The 16,452-nt window shown below is 64.4% G+C and carries 18 protein-coding genes; 16 read left to right on the top strand and 2 right to left on the bottom strand.

From position 1 onward, the window contains the following. The 12 genes from VFG49_RS03305 to truD all read left to right on the top strand — a co-directional run. A partial coding sequence (locus tag VFG49_RS03305) for a COX aromatic rich motif-containing protein (protein ID WP_324858081.1) occupies positions 1–528 on the top strand: 528 nt, incomplete at its 5' end. Positions 529–531: 3 nt separating this feature from the next. After that, entirely contained in the window at positions 532–2,556 is a 2,025-nt protein-coding gene (gene cyoB / locus VFG49_RS03300) for a cytochrome o ubiquinol oxidase subunit I (protein ID WP_324858080.1), read from the top strand. A 3-nt stretch (positions 2,557–2,559) separates the two neighbouring features. Beyond that, positions 2,560–3,195 (top strand): cytochrome o ubiquinol oxidase subunit III, encoded by a 636-nt coding sequence (gene cyoC / locus VFG49_RS03295; RefSeq protein WP_324858079.1) that lies wholly within the window; start codon positions 2,560–2,562, stop codon positions 3,193–3,195. Further along, a complete protein-coding gene (cyoD, locus tag VFG49_RS03290) occupies positions 3,195–3,572 on the top strand; it encodes a cytochrome o ubiquinol oxidase subunit IV (protein ID WP_324858078.1) in 378 nt (125 codons plus the stop codon). Before cyoC ends, cyoD begins: the two co-directional genes overlap by 1 nt. Before the next feature lie 354 nt (positions 3,573–3,926). Beyond that, the gene (locus VFG49_RS03285; protein ID WP_324858077.1) at positions 3,927–5,597 is read left to right on the top strand and encodes a CTP synthase; all 1,671 of its coding nucleotides are present in this window, start codon (positions 3,927–3,929) and stop codon (positions 5,595–5,597) included. Beyond that, positions 5,594–6,427 (top strand): 3-deoxy-8-phosphooctulonate synthase, encoded by an 834-nt coding sequence (kdsA, locus tag VFG49_RS03280; RefSeq protein WP_324858076.1) that lies wholly within the window; start codon positions 5,594–5,596, stop codon positions 6,425–6,427. Before VFG49_RS03285 ends, kdsA begins: the two co-directional genes overlap by 4 nt. 93 nt (positions 6,428–6,520) lie before the next feature. Next, positions 6,521–7,834: a phosphopyruvate hydratase gene (eno, locus tag VFG49_RS03275; protein ID WP_324858075.1), complete on the top strand. Its 1,314-nt coding sequence runs from the start codon at positions 6,521–6,523 to the stop codon at positions 7,832–7,834. Between the two features lie 19 nt (positions 7,835–7,853). Next, the gene (gene ftsB, locus VFG49_RS03270; protein WP_324858074.1) at positions 7,854–8,177 is read left to right on the top strand and encodes a cell division protein FtsB; all 324 of its coding nucleotides are present in this window, start codon (positions 7,854–7,856) and stop codon (positions 8,175–8,177) included. A gap of 1 nt (position 8,178) precedes the next feature. Continuing rightward, entirely contained in the window at positions 8,179–8,868 is a 690-nt protein-coding gene (gene ispD, locus VFG49_RS03265; protein WP_324858073.1) for a 2-C-methyl-D-erythritol 4-phosphate cytidylyltransferase, read from the top strand. Between the two features lie 14 nt (positions 8,869–8,882). Further along, positions 8,883–9,356, top strand: coding sequence for a 2-C-methyl-D-erythritol 2,4-cyclodiphosphate synthase (gene ispF / locus VFG49_RS03260; RefSeq protein WP_324858082.1), 474 nt, complete (start codon positions 8,883–8,885; stop codon positions 9,354–9,356). Further along, positions 9,353–10,771 (top strand): magnesium transporter, encoded by a 1,419-nt coding sequence (gene mgtE, locus VFG49_RS03255; protein ID WP_324858072.1) that lies wholly within the window; start codon positions 9,353–9,355, stop codon positions 10,769–10,771. Before ispF ends, mgtE begins: the two co-directional genes overlap by 4 nt. A 52-nt stretch (positions 10,772–10,823) precedes the next feature. Next, positions 10,824–11,840: a tRNA pseudouridine(13) synthase TruD gene (gene truD / locus VFG49_RS03250; RefSeq protein WP_324858071.1), complete on the top strand. Its 1,017-nt coding sequence runs from the start codon at positions 10,824–10,826 to the stop codon at positions 11,838–11,840. A gap of 272 nt (positions 11,841–12,112) precedes the next feature. Here truD and VFG49_RS03245 read toward each other — a convergent pair whose 3' ends face one another. Beyond that, on the bottom strand, positions 12,113–12,658 hold the full coding sequence (locus VFG49_RS03245; protein WP_324858070.1) for a Smr/MutS family protein: 546 nt from the start codon (positions 12,656–12,658) through the stop codon (positions 12,113–12,115). A gap of 196 nt (positions 12,659–12,854) precedes the next feature. Between VFG49_RS03245 and surE the strand changes: the two genes are divergently transcribed. From surE to VFG49_RS03225, 4 genes are all read left to right on the top strand, one after another. Next, positions 12,855–13,646: a 5'/3'-nucleotidase SurE gene (gene surE / locus VFG49_RS03240; protein WP_324858069.1), complete on the top strand. Its 792-nt coding sequence runs from the start codon at positions 12,855–12,857 to the stop codon at positions 13,644–13,646. A gap of 4 nt (positions 13,647–13,650) precedes the next feature. Then, positions 13,651–14,331 (top strand): protein-L-isoaspartate(D-aspartate) O-methyltransferase, encoded by a 681-nt coding sequence (locus tag VFG49_RS03235; RefSeq protein WP_324858068.1) that lies wholly within the window; start codon positions 13,651–13,653, stop codon positions 14,329–14,331. A gap of 29 nt (positions 14,332–14,360) precedes the next feature. Further along, positions 14,361–14,969 (top strand): YqaA family protein, encoded by a 609-nt coding sequence (locus VFG49_RS03230; protein WP_324858067.1) that lies wholly within the window; start codon positions 14,361–14,363, stop codon positions 14,967–14,969. A 65-nt stretch (positions 14,970–15,034) separates the two neighbouring features. Then, on the top strand, positions 15,035–16,018 hold the full coding sequence (locus tag VFG49_RS03225; RefSeq protein ID WP_324858066.1) for a peptidoglycan DD-metalloendopeptidase family protein: 984 nt from the start codon (positions 15,035–15,037) through the stop codon (positions 16,016–16,018). Positions 16,019–16,159: 141 nt separating this feature from the next. Here the strand turns inward: VFG49_RS03225 and VFG49_RS03220 are convergent. Next, positions 16,160–16,452, bottom strand: a 293-nt coding sequence (locus tag VFG49_RS03220; RefSeq protein WP_324858065.1) for an Mth938-like domain-containing protein, incomplete at its 5' end; no start/stop codon positions are given.

Genomic DNA, 16,452 nt, shown 5'->3' with positions numbered 1-16,452 from the left:
CCGGTCGATCGCCCGGTGAATTTCCAGATCACCTCCGATTCGGTGATGAATGCGTTCTTCATTCCGCAGCTGGGCAGCCAGATCTACGCCATGGCCGGCATGGAAACCAAGCTGCACCTCATCGCGCGCGAGCCGGGCAGCTACGAAGGCCTGTCGTCCAACTTCAGCGGCGAAGGTTTCTCGGACATGCACTTCAAGGCCATCGCCACTTCCGAGGATGGCTTCAAGGACTGGATCGCCAAGGCCAAGGCCACGCAGGCCACGCTGGATGGCGACAGCTACAAGGCGCTGGCCCAGCCCAGCCAGAAGCTGCCGGTTTCCTATTACGGCCAGGTGACGCCGGGCCTGTTCACCAGCGTGGTCAACAAGCACATGGGCGACATGTCGCACGACGCGGCCTCGCACGGCGAGATGCCGATGGACGCGCATCACGACATGTCGCAGGCCGGCATGCCGATGGACATGCACCACCACGAGGACGGGGACGCTGTGTCCTCGAACACCACCCCGACTCAGGCAGAGAAGTAAGTCATGTTTGGAAAGCTCACCCTCGAGGCCATCCCGTACCACGAGCCGATCGTCATGGGCACGCTTGCCGCCGTGATCCTTGGCGGCCTGGCGTTGTTCGTCCTCATCACGCGCAAGGGCCTGTGGGGCTACCTGTGGTCCGAATGGTTCACCTCGGTGGACCACAAGAAGATCGGCATCATGTACATCATCGTGGCGCTGGTGATGCTGCTGCGCGGCTTCTCCGACGCAATCATGATGCGCCTGCAGCAGGCGATGGCTGCCTCCGACGCCGCCGGCTATCTGCCACCGCACCACTTCGACCAGGTGTTCACCGCCCATGGCGTGATCATGATCTTCTTCGTGGCGATGCCGTTCATCACCGGCCTGATGAACCTGGTGGTGCCGCTGCAGATCGGCGCGCGCGACGTGGCCTATCCGTTCCTCAACTCGCTCAGCTTCTGGCTGTTCATGTCGGGCGTGGTGCTGGTCATGGTGTCGCTGTTCGTCGGTGACTTCGCCGCGACCGGCTGGTTGGCGTATCCGCCGCTGTCGGGCCTGCAATACAGCCCGACGGTGGGCGTGGATTACTACATCTGGTCACTGCAGCTGTCAGGACTGGGCACAACGCTTAGCGGCATCAACTTCATCGTGACCATCATGAAGATGCGCACGCCCGGCATGACGCTGATGAAGATGCCGGTGTTCACCTGGACCTCGCTGGTCACCAACATCCTGATCGTGGCGGCGTTCCCGATCCTGACGGTGACGCTGGCCCTGCTCACCGCCGACCGCTACCTCGGAACGCACTTCTTCACGAACGAGCTTGGCGGCAACGCCATGATGTACGTGAATTTGATCTGGATCTGGGGCCATCCGGAGGTCTACATCCTGATCCTGCCGTGCTTCGGCGCGTATTCGGAGATCGTCGCGACGTTCTCCAGGAAGCCGCTGTTCGGCTACAACTCGATGGTGTACGCCACCTCGTGCATCGGCGTGCTGTCGTTCGTGGTGTGGCTGCATCACTTCTTCACCATGGGCTCGGGCGCCAGCGTGAATGCCTTCTTCGGCATCACGACGATGATCATCTCGGTGCCCACCGGTGCGAAGCTGTTCAACTGGTTGTTCACCATGTACCGCGGCCGCGTGCAGTTCACCGTGCCGATGCTGTGGACGGTGGGCTTCATGGTGACCTTCGTGATCGGCGGCGTCACCGGCGTACTGATGGCCGTGCCTGGTGCGGACTTCGTGCTCCACAACAGCGTGTTTTTGATCGCGCATTTCCACAACGTGATCATCGGCGGCGTGGTGTTCGGCGTGTTCGCCGCGATCAACTACTGGTTCCCGAAGGCCTTCGGCTTCCGCCTCAACGAATTCTGGGGCAAGGCGTCGTTCTGGTGCTGGCTGGTGGGCTTCTACATGGCCTTCATGCCGCTGTACGTGCTGGGCCTGAAGGGCATGACGCGCCGCATGAACCACTACGCCAATCCCGATTGGCAGCCGTACCTCGTGGTCGCCGCGCTCGGCGCCGCAGTGATCGCGCTGGGCATCTTCTGCACGCTGGTGCAGTTCTACGTGTCCATCCGCGACCGCAAGAAGCTCACCGATCCCAGTGGCGACCCGTGGGGTGGCCGCACGCTCGAATGGTCCATCAGTTCCCCCGCCCCGTTCTACAACTTCGCCACGCTTCCGCAGGTGCGTGAGTTGGACCAGTTCTGGGAAGACAAACAAAACGGAGTCGCTTACGTGCAACCTGTCAAGTACGAAGACATTCACATGCCCCGCAACACCGGCGTCGGTGTGGTCATGGGCGCGTTCGGTACGGTCCTGGGCTTTGCGCTGGTGTGGCACATCTGGTGGATGGCTGCCGCAGGCCTGGTGGGTATGGTGGCCGCGTTCATCGTGCGCGCGTACGACCGTGACATCGATTACTGGGTGCCGGCGTCCGAGGTCGAGAAGATCGAGCGTTCGCGCCACGCCAAGCTGCAGCAGGTCCACACCATGCAGGTGGCTCCGGTGGCCGCGCCCCAGCGTCAGAAGGTGGCGTAACCCATGAGCAGTGCCGCAGTTCGCGTCTCCCATGGCGCACTCGACGATGCCCATGGCGGCGGCGTCGACCATCACCACCACGACGATGGATCCAAGACCCTGCTGGGGTTCTGGATCTACCTGATGAGCGACTGCCTGATCTTCTCGGGCCTGTTCGCCACGTTCGCCGTGCTGGCCAACAGCACGGCAGGCGGACCCACCGGCAAGGAATTGTTCGAGCTGCCGTACGTGCTCGGCGAGACCATGCTGCTGCTGATCTCGTCGGTCACCTTCGGTATGGCCATGCTCAACATGCATGCTGGCCGCAAGGGCAAGCTGCTGGCCTGGCTGGCGGTGACCTTCGTGTTCGGCGCCGGCTTCATCGGCATGGAAGTGTATGAGTTCGCCAAGCTGATCCATGAAGGTGCGGGCCCGAGCCGCAGTGCCTTTCTGTCCAGCTACTTCACCCTGGTGGGCACGCACGGTTTGCACGTCACCTGCGGCCTGATCTGGCTGGTGGTGATGATGGACATGATCCGTCGCCACGGCCTTGATGATGCGAACCGTCGTCGCCTGTCGTGTCTGAGCCTGTTCTGGCACTTCCTGGACATCGTCTGGATCTGCGTCTTTACCTTTGTCTACCTGCGGGGGGCTATCTGATGGCAGGCAGCAACCATTCCCACGACGCGGCCCATCACGACGCCGCGCACGCCGACCACGGCAGCACCAAGTCCTACCTGATCGGCTTCGCCCTGTCGGTGCTGCTGACCCTGGCCTCGTTCGGCGTGGTCATGAGCGGCCTGGTGCCGCACGACCTGATGATGCCGGGCATCATCGTGTTCGGCGTGGCCCAGCTGGTGGTCCAGCTGGTCTACTTCCTGCACATGGGCACGTCGCCATCGCAGCGCGGCAACCTCGCCATCATGCTGTTCACCGTGCTGATCCTGGCCATCGTGGTGGTCGGCTCGCTGTGGGTGATCCACAACATGAATGTCAACATGATGCACCCGACCTCGCAGATGGTGCCGGTGGAGTAAGGCCGGCTCATCTGGGCTCGCGACAAGGCGCCTGTGGGCGCCTTGCTCGTTTCCGGGCCCTGGACGCAGCGCTGCCACTCTCATGCTCGTCATTCCGGCGCAGGCCGGAATTCAGTAGCGCGTATGGTTTTTACGACCAACATCCAGCCGCTTTCGCGAAGACCTTGCCTCTACGCCAGTGGATTCCGGCCTGCGCCGGAATGACGGTGAGTGGGAGGCGAGGTAGAGGGAGAGCGGCTGGCCAGGCCTATCCGGACCCCCAACTTGAGCACACCAGTCATCTAACCCGCTGCAAACCCTCGCGGCCAGACCGTTCTTCCCGTAAAATACAAATTTCCAGCACGGCTGCATCCCATGACCCCCCTGATTTTCGTCACCGGCGGTGTGGTGTCCTCGCTTGGCAAGGGCATCGCCGCGGCGTCGCTGGCTTCCATCCTGGAAGCGCGTGGCCTTTCGGTCACCATGATGAAGCTCGATCCTTACATCAACGTGGATCCGGGCACCATGAGTCCCTTCCAGCACGGCGAGGTCTATGTGACCGACGACGGCGCCGAGACCGACCTGGACCTGGGCCACTACGAGCGCTTCGTCCATACCCGTCTCACGGGCAAGAATTCCATCACCACGGGCAAGATCTACGAGTCGGTGATCCGCAAGGAGCGCCGCGGCGACTACCTGGGCGCGACTGTGCAGGTCATCCCCCACATCACCGACGAGATCAAGCACTGCATCCACGAGGCCACCCGCGGCTTTGACGTGGCGCTGGTCGAGATCGGCGGCACCGTGGGCGACATCGAGTCGCTGCCGTTCCTGGAAGCCATCCGCCAGCTGCGCATTGAGCACGGCCCGGAGAAGGTGCTGTTCATGCATCTCACCCTGGTGCCGTACATCAAGGCTGCCGGCGAGATCAAAACCAAGCCGACCCAGCATTCGGTGAAGGAGCTGCGCTCCATCGGTATCCAGCCGGACATCCTGCTGTGCCGCTGCGAACAGCCGCTGCCCGATGGCGAGCGCCGCAAGATCGCTCTGTTCACCAACGTGCCCGAGAACGCCGTGATCAGCGCGGCCGACGTGGACATCATCTACAAGCAGCCGCTGTACCTGCACAAGCAGGGGCTGGACGAGATCGTGGTCAAGCGCCTGGGCCTGCAGGCCGGCCCGGCCGACCTGTCTTCGTGGCAGCGCACGGTCGACGCCGTGGAAAACCCCAAGGACGAGGTCACTGTCGCCATCGTCGGCAAGTACGTCGAGCATAAGGACGCCTACAAGTCCTTGGGCGAGGCGCTGCGCCACGGCGGCATCAAGCAGCAGACCCGCGTCAATCTCAATTGGGTTGATTCGGAGCAGGTCGAGGCCGACGGCGCCGCCAAGGTGCTGGGCAATGCCGATGCCATCCTGGTGCCGGGTGGTTTCGGCAAGCGGGGTTTCGAAGGCAAGGTGCTGGCGGCCCGCTATGCGCGCGAGAAGGGCGTGCCGTACTTCGGCATCTGCTACGGCATGCATGCGGCGGTGGTGGACTTCGCCCGCAGCGTGGCCGGCCTCGGCGATGCCGATTCCAGTGAGAACGATCGCAACACTTCCGATCCGGTCATCGCGCTGATCACCGAGTGGACCACTGCCACCGGTGAAGTCGAGCAGCGCAGCGAGCGCTCGGACCTGGGCGGCACCATGCGCCTGGGTGCACAGGAATGCCGCCTCAAGGCCGGCACGTTGGCCCGCGAAATGTACGGTCAGGACGTGGTGCGCGAGCGCCATCGCCATCGCTACGAGTTCAACAACCGCTATCGCCAGTCGTTTGAAGACCTCGGCCTGGTGATCTCCGGCAAGTCGATGGACGATCTGCTGGTGGAAATCGTCGAACTGCCGCAGCAGAAGCACCCGTGGTTCCTCGGGTGCCAGGCACACCCGGAATTCACCTCCACCCCGCGCGACGGCCACCCCCTGTTCATCGGCTTCGTGCAGGCCGCCCGTGAGTTCAAGGCGGTGCGCGAGGGTGAGCGTCTCGCCAAGGAGTCTGTCGCATGAAGTTGTGTGGATTTGAAGTCGGCCTGGAGCACCCGCTGTTCCTGATCGCCGGCCCCTGCGTGGTCGAGTCCGAGCAGTTGCAGATGGACACCGCAGGCAAGCTCAAGGAAATCACCGCCAAGCTCGGCATCCACTTCATCTTCAAGTCCAGCTTCGACAAGGCCAATCGTTCCTCCGGCACCAGCTTCCGCGGTCCCGGCCTGGAAGCGGGCCTGAAGATCCTGGGCGAAGTGAAGCGCCAGCTCGGCGTGCCTGTGCTCACCGACGTGCATGAATACACGCCGATGAACGAAGTGGCCGCGGTGGTCGACGTCCTGCAGACGCCGGCCTTCCTGTGTCGCCAGACCGACTTCATCCAGAACGTGGCCCGCGCCGGCAAGCCGGTGAACATCAAGAAGGGCCAGTTCCTCGCGCCGTGGGACATGAAGAACGTGGTCGAGAAGGCCAAGGCCGTCGGCAACGACGACATCATGGTCTGTGAGCGCGGCGCGAGCTTCGGCTACAACAACCTGGTGTCGGACATGCGCTCACTCAGCGTGATGCGCGACACCGGCTGCCCGGTGGTGTTCGACGCCACTCACTCGGTGCAGCTGCCGGGCGGGCAGGGCACCAGTTCGGGTGGACAGCGCGAGTTTGTACCGGTGCTTGCGCGTGCGGCCGTGGCCGTAGGCGTGTCGGGCCTGTTCGCGGAGACGCACCCCAATCCGGAAAAAGCCCTCAGCGACGGCCCCAACGCCTGGCCGCTCGGCAAGATGGAGGCGCTGCTGGAAACCCTGCTCGAACTCGATCAGGTGACCAAGCGCCACGTCTTCCTGGAACACACGCTCTGATTCGTTGCGGGGAGGCGCGAATGAAGCGAATCCCCCGCAAATCAGGCAGGATGTTCCCCCTCGCTTCATTCACCTCATCAAGCTACGGATCCCATGAGCACCGACATCACCCGCATCCACGCACGTGAAATCCTCGATTCCCGCGGCAATCCCACGCTTGAGGCGGAGGTGACCCTCGCCGGTGGCGGCTTCGGTCGGGCCGCGGTGCCCAGCGGCGCATCGACGGGTTCGCGCGAAGCGGTTGAGCTGCGTGACGGCGACAAGTCGCGTTACCTGGGCAAGGGCGTGAAGAACGCCGTGGGCAACGTCGATGGCGCCATCGCCAGCGCACTGAAGGGTTTCGATGCAGCCAACCAGGGCGGCCTCGATGCCAAGCTGATCAATCTCGATGGCACGCCGAACAAGGGCAATCTGGGCGCCAACGCCATCCTCGGCGTGTCGATGGCCGCCGCGCATGCCGTCGCGGCGCAGACGCGCCAGCCGCTGTGGCAGTACCTGGCTTCCATCAACGGCACCACCGGCAAGCCGGGCGCGCTGCCGGTGCCGATGATGAACATCATCAACGGCGGTGCCCATGCCGACAACAACGTCGACGTGCAGGAGTTCATGGTGCTGCCGGTAGGCGCGTCGAGCTTCGCCGAGGCGCTGCGCGCCGGCGCGGAAATCTTCCATGCCTTGAAGAGCGTGCTCAAGGGCAAGGGCCTGAACACCGCCGTGGGCGACGAGGGCGGTTTCGCGCCGGATCTGCGCTCCAACATCGAAGCACTCGATACCATCCTTGAGGCGATCAACAAGGCCGGTTACAAGGCGGGCAGCGACATCCTGCTCGGCCTCGATGCCGCGAGCTCCGAGTTCTACAAGAACGGCAAGTACGACCTGGCCGGCGAAGGCAAGGTCTACAGCTCGGCCGAGTTCGTCGATCTGCTGGCCAGCTGGGCGAAGCAGTATCCGATCGTCACCATCGAAGATGGCATGGCCGAAGGCGACTGGGATGGCTGGAAGCTGCTGACCGACCGCATTGGCGACCGCATCCAGATCGTCGGCGACGACCTGTTCGTGACCAATCCGACGATCTTCCGCGAAGGCATCGAAAAGCACATCGCCAACTCGATCCTGATCAAGGTGAACCAGATCGGCACGCTGTCGGAGACGCTCGAAGCCATCGCGATGGCAGACGCCGCCAAGTACTCGGCGGTGATCTCGCACCGCTCGGGCGAGACGGAGGACACCACCATCTCCGATATCGCCGTGGCGACCACCGCCACCCAGATCAAGACCGGTTCGCTGTGCCGCACTGATCGCGTGGCCAAGTACAACCAGCTGCTGCGCATCGAGGAAGCGCTGGGGTCGGCGGCTCGTTACGCCGGCCGCGATGCGTTCCCGAACCTGGCCCGTCTTCCGGGCTGACAGGGAGCATTGACCGCCCATGCTGCGTTGGGTCGCCCTGGTCCTGGTGCTGTTGCTGATCGCGCTGCAGGTCAAACTGTGGCACGGCAACGGTGGCGTGCGAGAGGTGGAATCCTTGCGCGCCGCTGTGAAGAAGCAGGGTGAGGACAACGACAAGCTGACCCAGCGCAACCAGGCGCTGGGCGCGGACGTCTACGACCTCAAGCACGGGGAACAGGCTGTCGAAGCGCGGGCGCGTGCCGAGCTGGGCCTGATCAAGCCGGGCGAAACGTTCTACCAGGTGGTCGAAAAGCCGGGTGCCAGCCAGGCGCCCGTGTCAGCCGCTTCCGCCGGCGCGCATTGATATGCAGCCCCTGTGGTGCGTAGTGCCGGCGGCGGGTCGCGGCACCCGAGTCGGTGGCGACCTTCCCAAGCAATATCTTTCCCTCGCGGGACGCCCGCTGATCCTGCACACGCTAGATCGGCTGGCGGCGCATCCGATGATTGCCGGCCTGATGGTGGTGCTTGGCGCCGCCGACGGCCACTGGCCCTCCATCGACAGCATCCATGGCAAACCCGTGCGTACCGCCATCGGCGGCGCCGAGCGCTGCGATTCCGTACTCGCCGGTCTGCACGCATTGCCGGTCGACGTGCACGACGACACCTTCGTGCTGGTGCACGATGCGGCGCGTCCCTGTGTGCGTGAAGCCGACATTACGCGGTTGATCGAACTTGGCGTGCCCGCCGGTGGCGGCCTGCTCGGCGCGCCTTTGCGCGACACGCTCAAGCGGGCCGGCGGTGACGGACGCAGCCATGAAACCGAGCCGCGCGATCATCGCTGGCGCGCCTTCACGCCGCAGATGTTCCGTCGGAGCGATCTTTGCGCTGCATTGCAGGCGGCCTCGGCCGCTGGCATCACGGTCAGTGACGAGGCCATGGCGATGGAGCGCGCGGGTTTTGCCCCGTTGCTGGTCGAAGGTGCCGAGGACAATATCAAGGTGACGACGGCCGCGGACTTCGCGCTGGCCGAGTTCCTGTTGCCGCGAACCAGATAAGGAGTTTCTTCATGATGCGGATCGGCCAGGGCTTCGACGTCCATATCTTTGGCGATGGCGATCACGTCATGCTCGGCGGCGTGCGGGTGCCGCACAGTCGCGGCGTCGTGGCGCATTCGGACGGTGACGTGGTGATTCATGCCTTGTGCGATGCCATCTTCGGCGCGCTGGCCATGGGTGATATCGGCCGCCATTTCCCGCCGAGCCAGGAACAGTGGCGCAACGCCGACAGCCGACTGTTCCTTCGCCATGCCGCGAGCCTGATGCGGGGCGAGGGGTACGCGCTGGGCAACGCCGATGTCACCGTCATCTGCGAGGCGCCGAAGGTCGGCCCGCATGCGCAGGCGATGCGTGAGGCGGTGGCCGACGAACTGGGCTGCGACATCGGCCAGGTCAGCATCAAGGCCACCACCACTGAAAAACTCGGTTTTACCGGGCGCGGCGAAGGCATTGCCGCGCAAGCCTGCGTGCTGCTGGTCCGCGCATGACCGAAGCCGCCGCCCGCAGTCCTGCGCCGCGCCTGCACGAGCAGCTCGATACGCTGAACGAGCTGCTCAGGCGGTTGCGCGGCCTGGAGCAACTGCCGGCGCCGGACGACAGCCAGGCCTTCCGCGACACCGAGGCCGAACTGCAGCAATTGCTCGATGGCCTGCATCCGGCGGACATCGCCTACCTACTTGAGTCGTTGCCGCTGCAGCACCGCCTCGCCATCTGGCAACGGGTAAAGGCCGATCGCGACGGCGAGATTTTGCTGGAGGTTTCCGACGCGGTCCGCGAGTCGCTGATTGCGGACATGGACCAGGGGGAGATCCTCGCCGCGGTCGAACCGCTCGATGCTGATGAACTGGCCGATCTCGTCGACGACCTTCCGACGGAAGTGCTGCCCGAGCTGATGGCAAGCCTGGACGCGCAGCAGCGCGAGCGCGTGCAGGCGGCCTTGTCGTATCCCGACGATCAGGTCGGCGCGCTGATGGACTTCGAGATGGTCACCATCCGCGAAGACATCAGCCTGGAGACCGTGCTGCGTTACCTGCGCCGCTTCGACGAGCTGCCCGAGCAGACCGACAAGTTGTTCGTCGTGAACCAGGACAACCTGCTGACCGGCGTGCTCCCGTTGCACTGGTTGTTGGTCAATTCGCCGGAAAAGATGGTGAGCGACGTGATGGCGCCCGACGTCAACACCTTCCATCCCATCGACGACGCCTACGAAACGGCGCAGGCATTCGAGCGCTACGACTTGGTTACCGCCCCCGTCGTCGACAGCACCGGCCATCTCATCGGCCGCATCACCATCGATTCCATGGTGGACGTGTTGCGCGAGGAGAGCGAAAGCGAAGCGCTGAGTCGCGGTGGCCTGCGCGAAGAAGAAGACATCTTCGCCTCGGCCTGGAAATCGGTTCGCAATCGCTGGGCGTGGTTGGCGATCAACCTGGTCACGGCGTTCATTGCTTCGCGCGTCATCGGCCTGTTCGAAGGCTCCATCCAGCACCTGGTGGCGCTGGCGACGTTGATGCCCATCGTCGCAGGCATCGGCGGCAATTCGGGCAACCAGACCATCACCATGATCGTGCGCGCACTGGCGCTGGACCAGATTTCGCCCGCCAACGCGCGGCGCCTGTGGCGCAAGGAAATCGGCGTGGCGCTGCTCAACGGCCTCATCTGGGGTGGCGTCATCGGCGTGGTGGCGTGGCTGCTCTACGACAATCCGCAACTTGGCGTTGTCATGACGGCTGCCATGTCGCTCAATCTGGTGCTGGCCGCTTTCTGCGGCGTCGCCATCCCTATGCTGATGACGCGAATGGGGCGCGATCCTGCACTAGGTTCCAGCGTGCTGATCACCGCGATGACCGATTCGGGCGGCTTCTTCATCTTTCTCGGCCTGGCCACGCTGTTCCTGATGTAATACGCCGCTGGCGTCATTGTCCTGTTGAAGCCGGTGCGGCCGGCGGAGTCCCATGTCCGATCTCGAACTGCCCTATGCCTACGGCAACCCGCCGCTGACTGCCGTGATGCGCAGCAGCCCTGAGGATTTCCTGGTGGAGGAAATCCTTGGCTATGACGCCGACGGTGAGGGCGAGCACGCGCTGCTGTGGGTCGAGAAGCGCGGTGCCAACACTGACTGGGTTGCGCGCGAACTGGCCCGTTTCGCCGGGATCCCGCCGCTCAACGTGGGTTATGCGGGCCTCAAGGATCGCCACGCGGTGACACGGCAGACCTTCTCCGTGCAGCTCGCCGGTAAGCCCGATCCGGACTGGAGCATGTTTCCGCACGAAGAAGTGAAGGTGCTGGCAGCCACTCGCCACAAGCGCAAGCTCAAGCGGGGCGCACTGCGCGGCAATCGATTCGTGCTGGTGCTGCGTCACGCCGAGGGTGATCGCGTCGTCGCGGAGCAGGTGCTGGCACAGATCGCCCAGCGTGGCGTGCCCAACTATTTCGGCGAACAGCGTTTCGGCCGCGAAGGCGGCAACGTCGCGCTGGCCCGCGCCATGTTTGCCGGCCGTCGTTTCGATCGCGACAAGCGTCACTTCCTGCTCTCCGCCGCGCGCTCGCACATCTTCAACCACGTCCTCTCTGCGCGCGTGGAGCAGGGCAGCTGGGACTCGCCAATGGATGGCGAAATCTGGGCGTTGGCAGGCTCACGCTCGTGGTTCGGACCCGAGCCGTTCGACGCCACCTTGTCCGAGCGCCTGGCGCGCGGCGACATCCATCCTTCCGGCCCGCTGTGGGGCCGCGGTGACACGCCGGCGAAAGAAGATGTCGCCGCGCTTGAAAACGCCGTAGCCGCAGCGAACGCGGACCTTGCCGACGGTCTGGTCGCCGCCAAGATGGACCAGGAGCGGCGCGCGTTGCGCATGATCCCGCAGAACCTCAAATGGCGCTGGCTGGATGACACTGCGCTTGAACTGAGTTTCGAGCTGCCGGCGGGTGCGTATGCGACGACCGTGGTGAGGGAGATTGCGCGGACAGGTTGATCGCGGCGGTTCCCGCTGCCCTCAGAGGTGGCGTATACGGCCCACCCCTGCTCACTCCTTGGCGCAGAAAGAGCCAGGGCGTTGAACACCACGCAAGCCTCGCACCCTCACCACCTTCACGGTGGCTGCTTTTCTTTCACTCCGGGCATCCTGCCCTCCGCCCTTCGGGTGACGGTCGGAAGGACTGAGGCAAAAAGCGTTCGCGCACAGGGTGCGCTCCTACAAAGGACGGGAACGAACGCGCAGGCTCGCTCTCAAAAAAAACCGAAAAATCACCCTTTCAACAACACCACAACCGCCCCTGTTCCCCCTTGCATCGGCCGCGCCGACGCAAACGCCACCACGTCGTCGCGACGCCGCAACAGCCGATCCGTCAGTGCCTTCAACACCGGCCCTGTCGATCGCGAGCGCAACCCCTTGCCATGGACAATGCGCACGCAACGGATGCCATGGTGCTTCGCTTCCGCCAGGAAATCGGCAATGCACGCCTGGGCGGCAGCGGCGTTCATCTGGTGCAGGTCGATATCGTCCTGGATGCTGAACTGGCCGCGCTTGAGTTGCTTCAGCAGTTTGGGCGGATAGCCGTCCCGCAGATAGCTCAGTTCCTCGCCGACTTCCAGCAGGGTAGGGTCGAAGGCCATGTCGAGCAGTTCGCCGGGCACCGCGGCTTCGTCCGCCTCGAACATGTGCGCCTGAGGCTGCGGCCTGGGCGCGGCAGGCGGCGGCGCCACGGGGTCGAGCAGCTTCACCTCGCCGATCGCATCGCGAAACAGGCGGGCGTCGTCGTCGGTGACCTGGGCGGGAGGGCGGTGTTTCATGGAACCATCGTAATGCAGCCGGAACACCTTCGCGTCGCGGCGCCACTGAGCCGGAGGAACGGTTTTTCATGGGATTTAGCCACCATGATCAGACCTCACGGCGATGTGAAACCGGAGCCGTGGTCCGGTAGACTTCGGGCTTCACCCGGTGTCTTAGTCCATGGAAGACACCGCGACTGGCTTTGAACGGATCATCATGCGAGTTCTGGTTTCAAACGACGACGGCGTGGATGCACCTGGCATCCGCGTGCTCGCCGAGCGCCTTGGCGCGGTCGGCCAGGTAACAGTGGTGGCGCCTGACCGCGACCGCTCCGGTGCCAGCAATTCCCTCACGCTCGATGCGCCGATTCGCGCGCTGAAGATGGACAACGGTTATTACCGCGTGGCCGGCACGCCCACCGACTGCGTGCACCTGGCGCTGGCCGGCATGCTCGACCACGAGCCCGACATCGTCGTGTCCGGCATCAACAATTCCGCCAACCTGGGCGACGACGTCATCTATTCGGGCACCGTGTCAGCCGCGATGGAAGGTCGTTTCCTGGGCCTGCCGGCGATCGCCGTGTCATTGGTGAGCACGGATCACCATGGCATCCATTACGACTCAGCTGCCAATGCGGTGCTGCTGCTGATGCAGCGCCTGCTGGTCGACCCGCTGCCGGCCGACACCATCCTCAATGTCAACGTGCCCGATCGTCCGTGGGATGAGATCCGCGGTTTCGAAGTCACAAGGTTGGGCAAGCGTCATCGTTCCGCGCCATGCATCAGGCAGACGGACCCGCGCGGCAAGACGGTCTGGTGGATCGGCCCGGCGGGTGACGTGGACGATGCGGGTCCAGGCACCGATTTCAACGCCGTGCATCGTGGCTTTGTGTCGGTCACGCCCATCCATGTCGACCTGACGCGCTTCCAGGCGCTGGAAAAGGTCAGCAGCTGGGTCGGTGCGTTGAACGAAGGCGTCGGTGGCAACAACGCCGACGAGGCTGCGTGAGGGGATGAACGTGCATCCATTGCCGCCATCCGCACTGAAGGGCGAGGGCATGACCTCGCAGCGCGCACGCGACCGCCTGGCGACCAAGCTGAAGGAAGAGGGCATCCGCGACCAGCGCGTGATCGACGTGATCCGCAACACGCCGCGCCACCATTTCATCGATCAGGCGCTGCATTCGCGCGCCTACGAGAACACCGCGCTTCCCATCGGGCATGGGCAGACCATCTCCCAGCCGTGGGTGGTTGCGCGCATGACCGAAGCGCTACTTGAATTCGGCGTGCCGCAGAAGGTGCTGGAGATCGGCACCGGCTCGGGCTACCAGGCCGTGGTGCTGGCGCAGCTGGTGCCGCAGCTCTACACGGTGGAACGCATCGAGGAATTGCTGCGCCAGGCGCGCCGGCGTTTCCGCCAGCTGGGGCTCAACAACATCCGCTCGCGCCACGATGACGGCAAGCTCGGCTGGGCGGACGAAGCCCCGTTCGACGCCATCATTCTTACCGCTGCCGGCGATGCGATCCCGCACGCGGTGCTCGACCAGCTCAGCCCCACGGGCGTGCTGGTGGCGCCGGTCGGCTCGCCCAGCAACCAGATGCTGATCCGCATGCGCGGTGACGGACAGGGCGATTTTGTGCAGGAGGAACTGGGCGCGGTCAGCTTCGTCCCCTTGCTTGGTGGCATCGGCTGATGCGCCTGACATTCCAGGGAAGCGACTGAATGCGTCTGTTTGGACCCTTGTATGCGCGCGCACTGACGTGGGCGCGCCACCCGAATGCCGTCTATTACCTGTGCGGATTGAGTTTCGTCGAAGCCTTCATCTTCCCGATCATGCCGGAAGTGATGCTGGCACCGATGATGCTCGGCAAGCGCCACAAGGCGTTCTTCTACGCCAACCTCAGCCTGTTGTTCTCGCTGCTGGGCTCGCTGGTGGGCTACGCGTTGGGGCATTGGGCGTTCCACGCGCTGTCGCCTCTGCTCGATGTCTTGCACCTGCTGGCGCCGATCGAAAAGGGCGTGGACAACCTGCGCCTGCAGATGAACGAGCATTGGCTGGGCCTGTTGCTGGTGTTGGCGCTGGCGGCGCTGCAGCCCGTGGTGCCGATGAAGTTCGTGACCTGGGCAGCGGGCATCGTGGGCGTGCCGGTGATTCCGTTCCTGGTGTGCATGGCGGTGGGGCGCGGCAAGCGCGTGTGGTTGCTGGCGCTATTGATCCGCATCTTTGGCGAGCGCGCCGAGCGCATTCTGCACAAGCACATCGAGCGGATCGGCTGGGCCGCGCTGGTCATTCTTGCCGGATTGCTGGCGTGGTGGATCTGCTCGCGCTGAACGGCGGCCGCCGTTCAGGCCGCGCAAGCATCGCCGCACGCATGAAAATAGCGCGGCGCCTCGTTATGCTGGTTCCCATGAATGGATATCTCCGGTCGATCGCCCTGACCTCTGCCATCCTGCTGGCCGCCTGCGGAACGCAGCGCTCGGTCGTGGTCGAACCTGCCGCGGGTACGGGTCCGTCCCGGACCGTGGAACCGGCTGTGCGCCCGTCGCCCGGCGGCAGCTATCGCGTCAGCAAGGGCGACACGCTCTACTCGATAGCCTTCCGCAACGGTGTGGACTTCCGCGACCTGGCGAGCTGGAACAACATCGCCGCGCCCTACACGATCTGGCCCGGACAGGAACTCAAGCTCGCGCCGCCGGGTGGCAAGCCGGTGGCCGCCACCCATCCAGCACCCGCTGTTGTAGCCGCCAAAGCGCCGGCCACCGCATCGAGCACGTCACCCATCCATCCTGCGTCCGCTCCCGTGCAAGCGTCGCCGCCGCCGGCACAAGCGCATGTGGAAGGTCCCGTTGCCGCCAATCCGCCGGCGGGCGCGCCCGCCGGCACGCCTGCGCCGGCTGCCAGCACCACGCCGGTCGTGCCGGTCGCGGGTGCTCCCGCCGCCACGGCCAGCAACACGCCGCCACCGGCCCCTCCGTCACCGCCTTCAACCGGGGGCACGCGCAGCAACGGCGGCGTGACCTGGCGCTGGCCCGCGGACGGTTCGCTGATCAAGCGCTTCCAATCGGGCGACGCCATTCCCGGCATCGAGATTGCCGGCAAATCGGGAGATCCCGTGCGCGCTGCTGCCGACGGCGTGGTGGTGTACAGCGGCAATGGCCTGGTGGGCTATGGCGAGTTGATCATCGTCAAGCACAACGACAGCTACCTGTCGGCCTATGGCCACAACAACAAGCGACTGGTGAAGGAAGGCCAGCGCGTCACCGCCGGCCAGCAGATCGCCGAGATGGGTTCCACCGGCGCATCACGCGACGAACTGCAGTTCCAGATCCGCAAAGACGGCAACCCGGTCGACCCGATGGGTTATCTGCCCTCGCGCTAGTGCTTTGCCCCTGTACGAGCGCACCCAGTGCGCGATGGCGGTATCGCAATACCACTCGGGGCACCGATCGAAAAAAGCGTCGTCGCTTCGTAGGCTTTTCGCGCACTGGGTGCGCTCCTACAGATAAGGCGGCCTTGACTGTCAGCCGGGCAGAATGAACGCCACCACCACCCGGCGATGCTCACCAGCCAACAGATCGTAGGTGCGTGCGGCGGCAGCGTTGTCCATTACTTCCACACCCACTCCCTTGCGCAGCAGTCCGGCCATGAAAGCGGGGCTGGGGAATACCTGACGTTCGCCGGTGCCCAGCAGGACAACTTCGGGCTTCAGTTCGAGGATGGCTTCGACGTGGCTCGCGTCCAGTTCACCGGAGGCGGCCACGGGCCAGCCTTCGATGGCGCGTTCGGGCGACAGCAGAAAGCTCGAAGTGAGCT

The sequence above is a fragment of the Dyella sp. genome, from assembly GCF_035685885.1.
Taxonomy (GTDB): domain Bacteria; phylum Pseudomonadota; class Gammaproteobacteria; order Xanthomonadales; family Rhodanobacteraceae; genus Dyella.
Note: the sequence above shows the minus strand (reverse complement) of the source record. Positions and strands in the feature narration are given on the sequence as shown.

What these genes read in the sequence shown, in the direction of transcription:
- mgtE (WP_324858072.1), top strand. Translation starts at nt 9,353, where the DNA reads ATGACCGAAGCCGCCGCCCGCAGTCCTGCGCCGCGCCTGCACGAGCAG.
- ftsB (WP_324858074.1), top strand. Translation starts at nt 7,854, where the DNA reads ATGCTGCGTTGGGTCGCCCTGGTCCTGGTGCTGTTGCTGATCGCGCTG.
- cyoD (WP_324858078.1), top strand. Translation starts at nt 3,195, where the DNA reads ATGGCAGGCAGCAACCATTCCCACGACGCGGCCCATCACGACGCCGCG.
- VFG49_RS03285 (WP_324858077.1), top strand. Translation starts at nt 3,927, where the DNA reads ATGACCCCCCTGATTTTCGTCACCGGCGGTGTGGTGTCCTCGCTTGGC.
- ispD (WP_324858073.1), top strand. Translation starts at nt 8,179, where the DNA reads ATGCAGCCCCTGTGGTGCGTAGTGCCGGCGGCGGGTCGCGGCACCCGA.
- eno (WP_324858075.1), top strand. Translation starts at nt 6,521, where the DNA reads ATGAGCACCGACATCACCCGCATCCACGCACGTGAAATCCTCGATTCC.
- VFG49_RS03230 (WP_324858067.1), top strand. Translation starts at nt 14,361, where the DNA reads ATGCGTCTGTTTGGACCCTTGTATGCGCGCGCACTGACGTGGGCGCGC.
- VFG49_RS03225 (WP_324858066.1), top strand. Translation starts at nt 15,035, where the DNA reads ATGCTGGTTCCCATGAATGGATATCTCCGGTCGATCGCCCTGACCTCT.
- truD (WP_324858071.1), top strand. Translation starts at nt 10,824, where the DNA reads ATGTCCGATCTCGAACTGCCCTATGCCTACGGCAACCCGCCGCTGACT.
- ispF (WP_324858082.1), top strand. Translation starts at nt 8,883, where the DNA reads ATGCGGATCGGCCAGGGCTTCGACGTCCATATCTTTGGCGATGGCGAT.
- VFG49_RS03235 (WP_324858068.1), top strand. Translation starts at nt 13,651, where the DNA reads ATGAACGTGCATCCATTGCCGCCATCCGCACTGAAGGGCGAGGGCATG.
- VFG49_RS03245 (WP_324858070.1), bottom strand. Translation starts at nt 12,658, where the DNA reads ATGAAACACCGCCCTCCCGCCCAGGTCACCGACGACGACGCCCGCCTG.
- surE (WP_324858069.1), top strand. Translation starts at nt 12,855, where the DNA reads ATGCGAGTTCTGGTTTCAAACGACGACGGCGTGGATGCACCTGGCATC.
- kdsA (WP_324858076.1), top strand. Translation starts at nt 5,594, where the DNA reads ATGAAGTTGTGTGGATTTGAAGTCGGCCTGGAGCACCCGCTGTTCCTG.
- cyoB (WP_324858080.1), top strand. Translation starts at nt 532, where the DNA reads ATGTTTGGAAAGCTCACCCTCGAGGCCATCCCGTACCACGAGCCGATC.
- cyoC (WP_324858079.1), top strand. Translation starts at nt 2,560, where the DNA reads ATGAGCAGTGCCGCAGTTCGCGTCTCCCATGGCGCACTCGACGATGCC.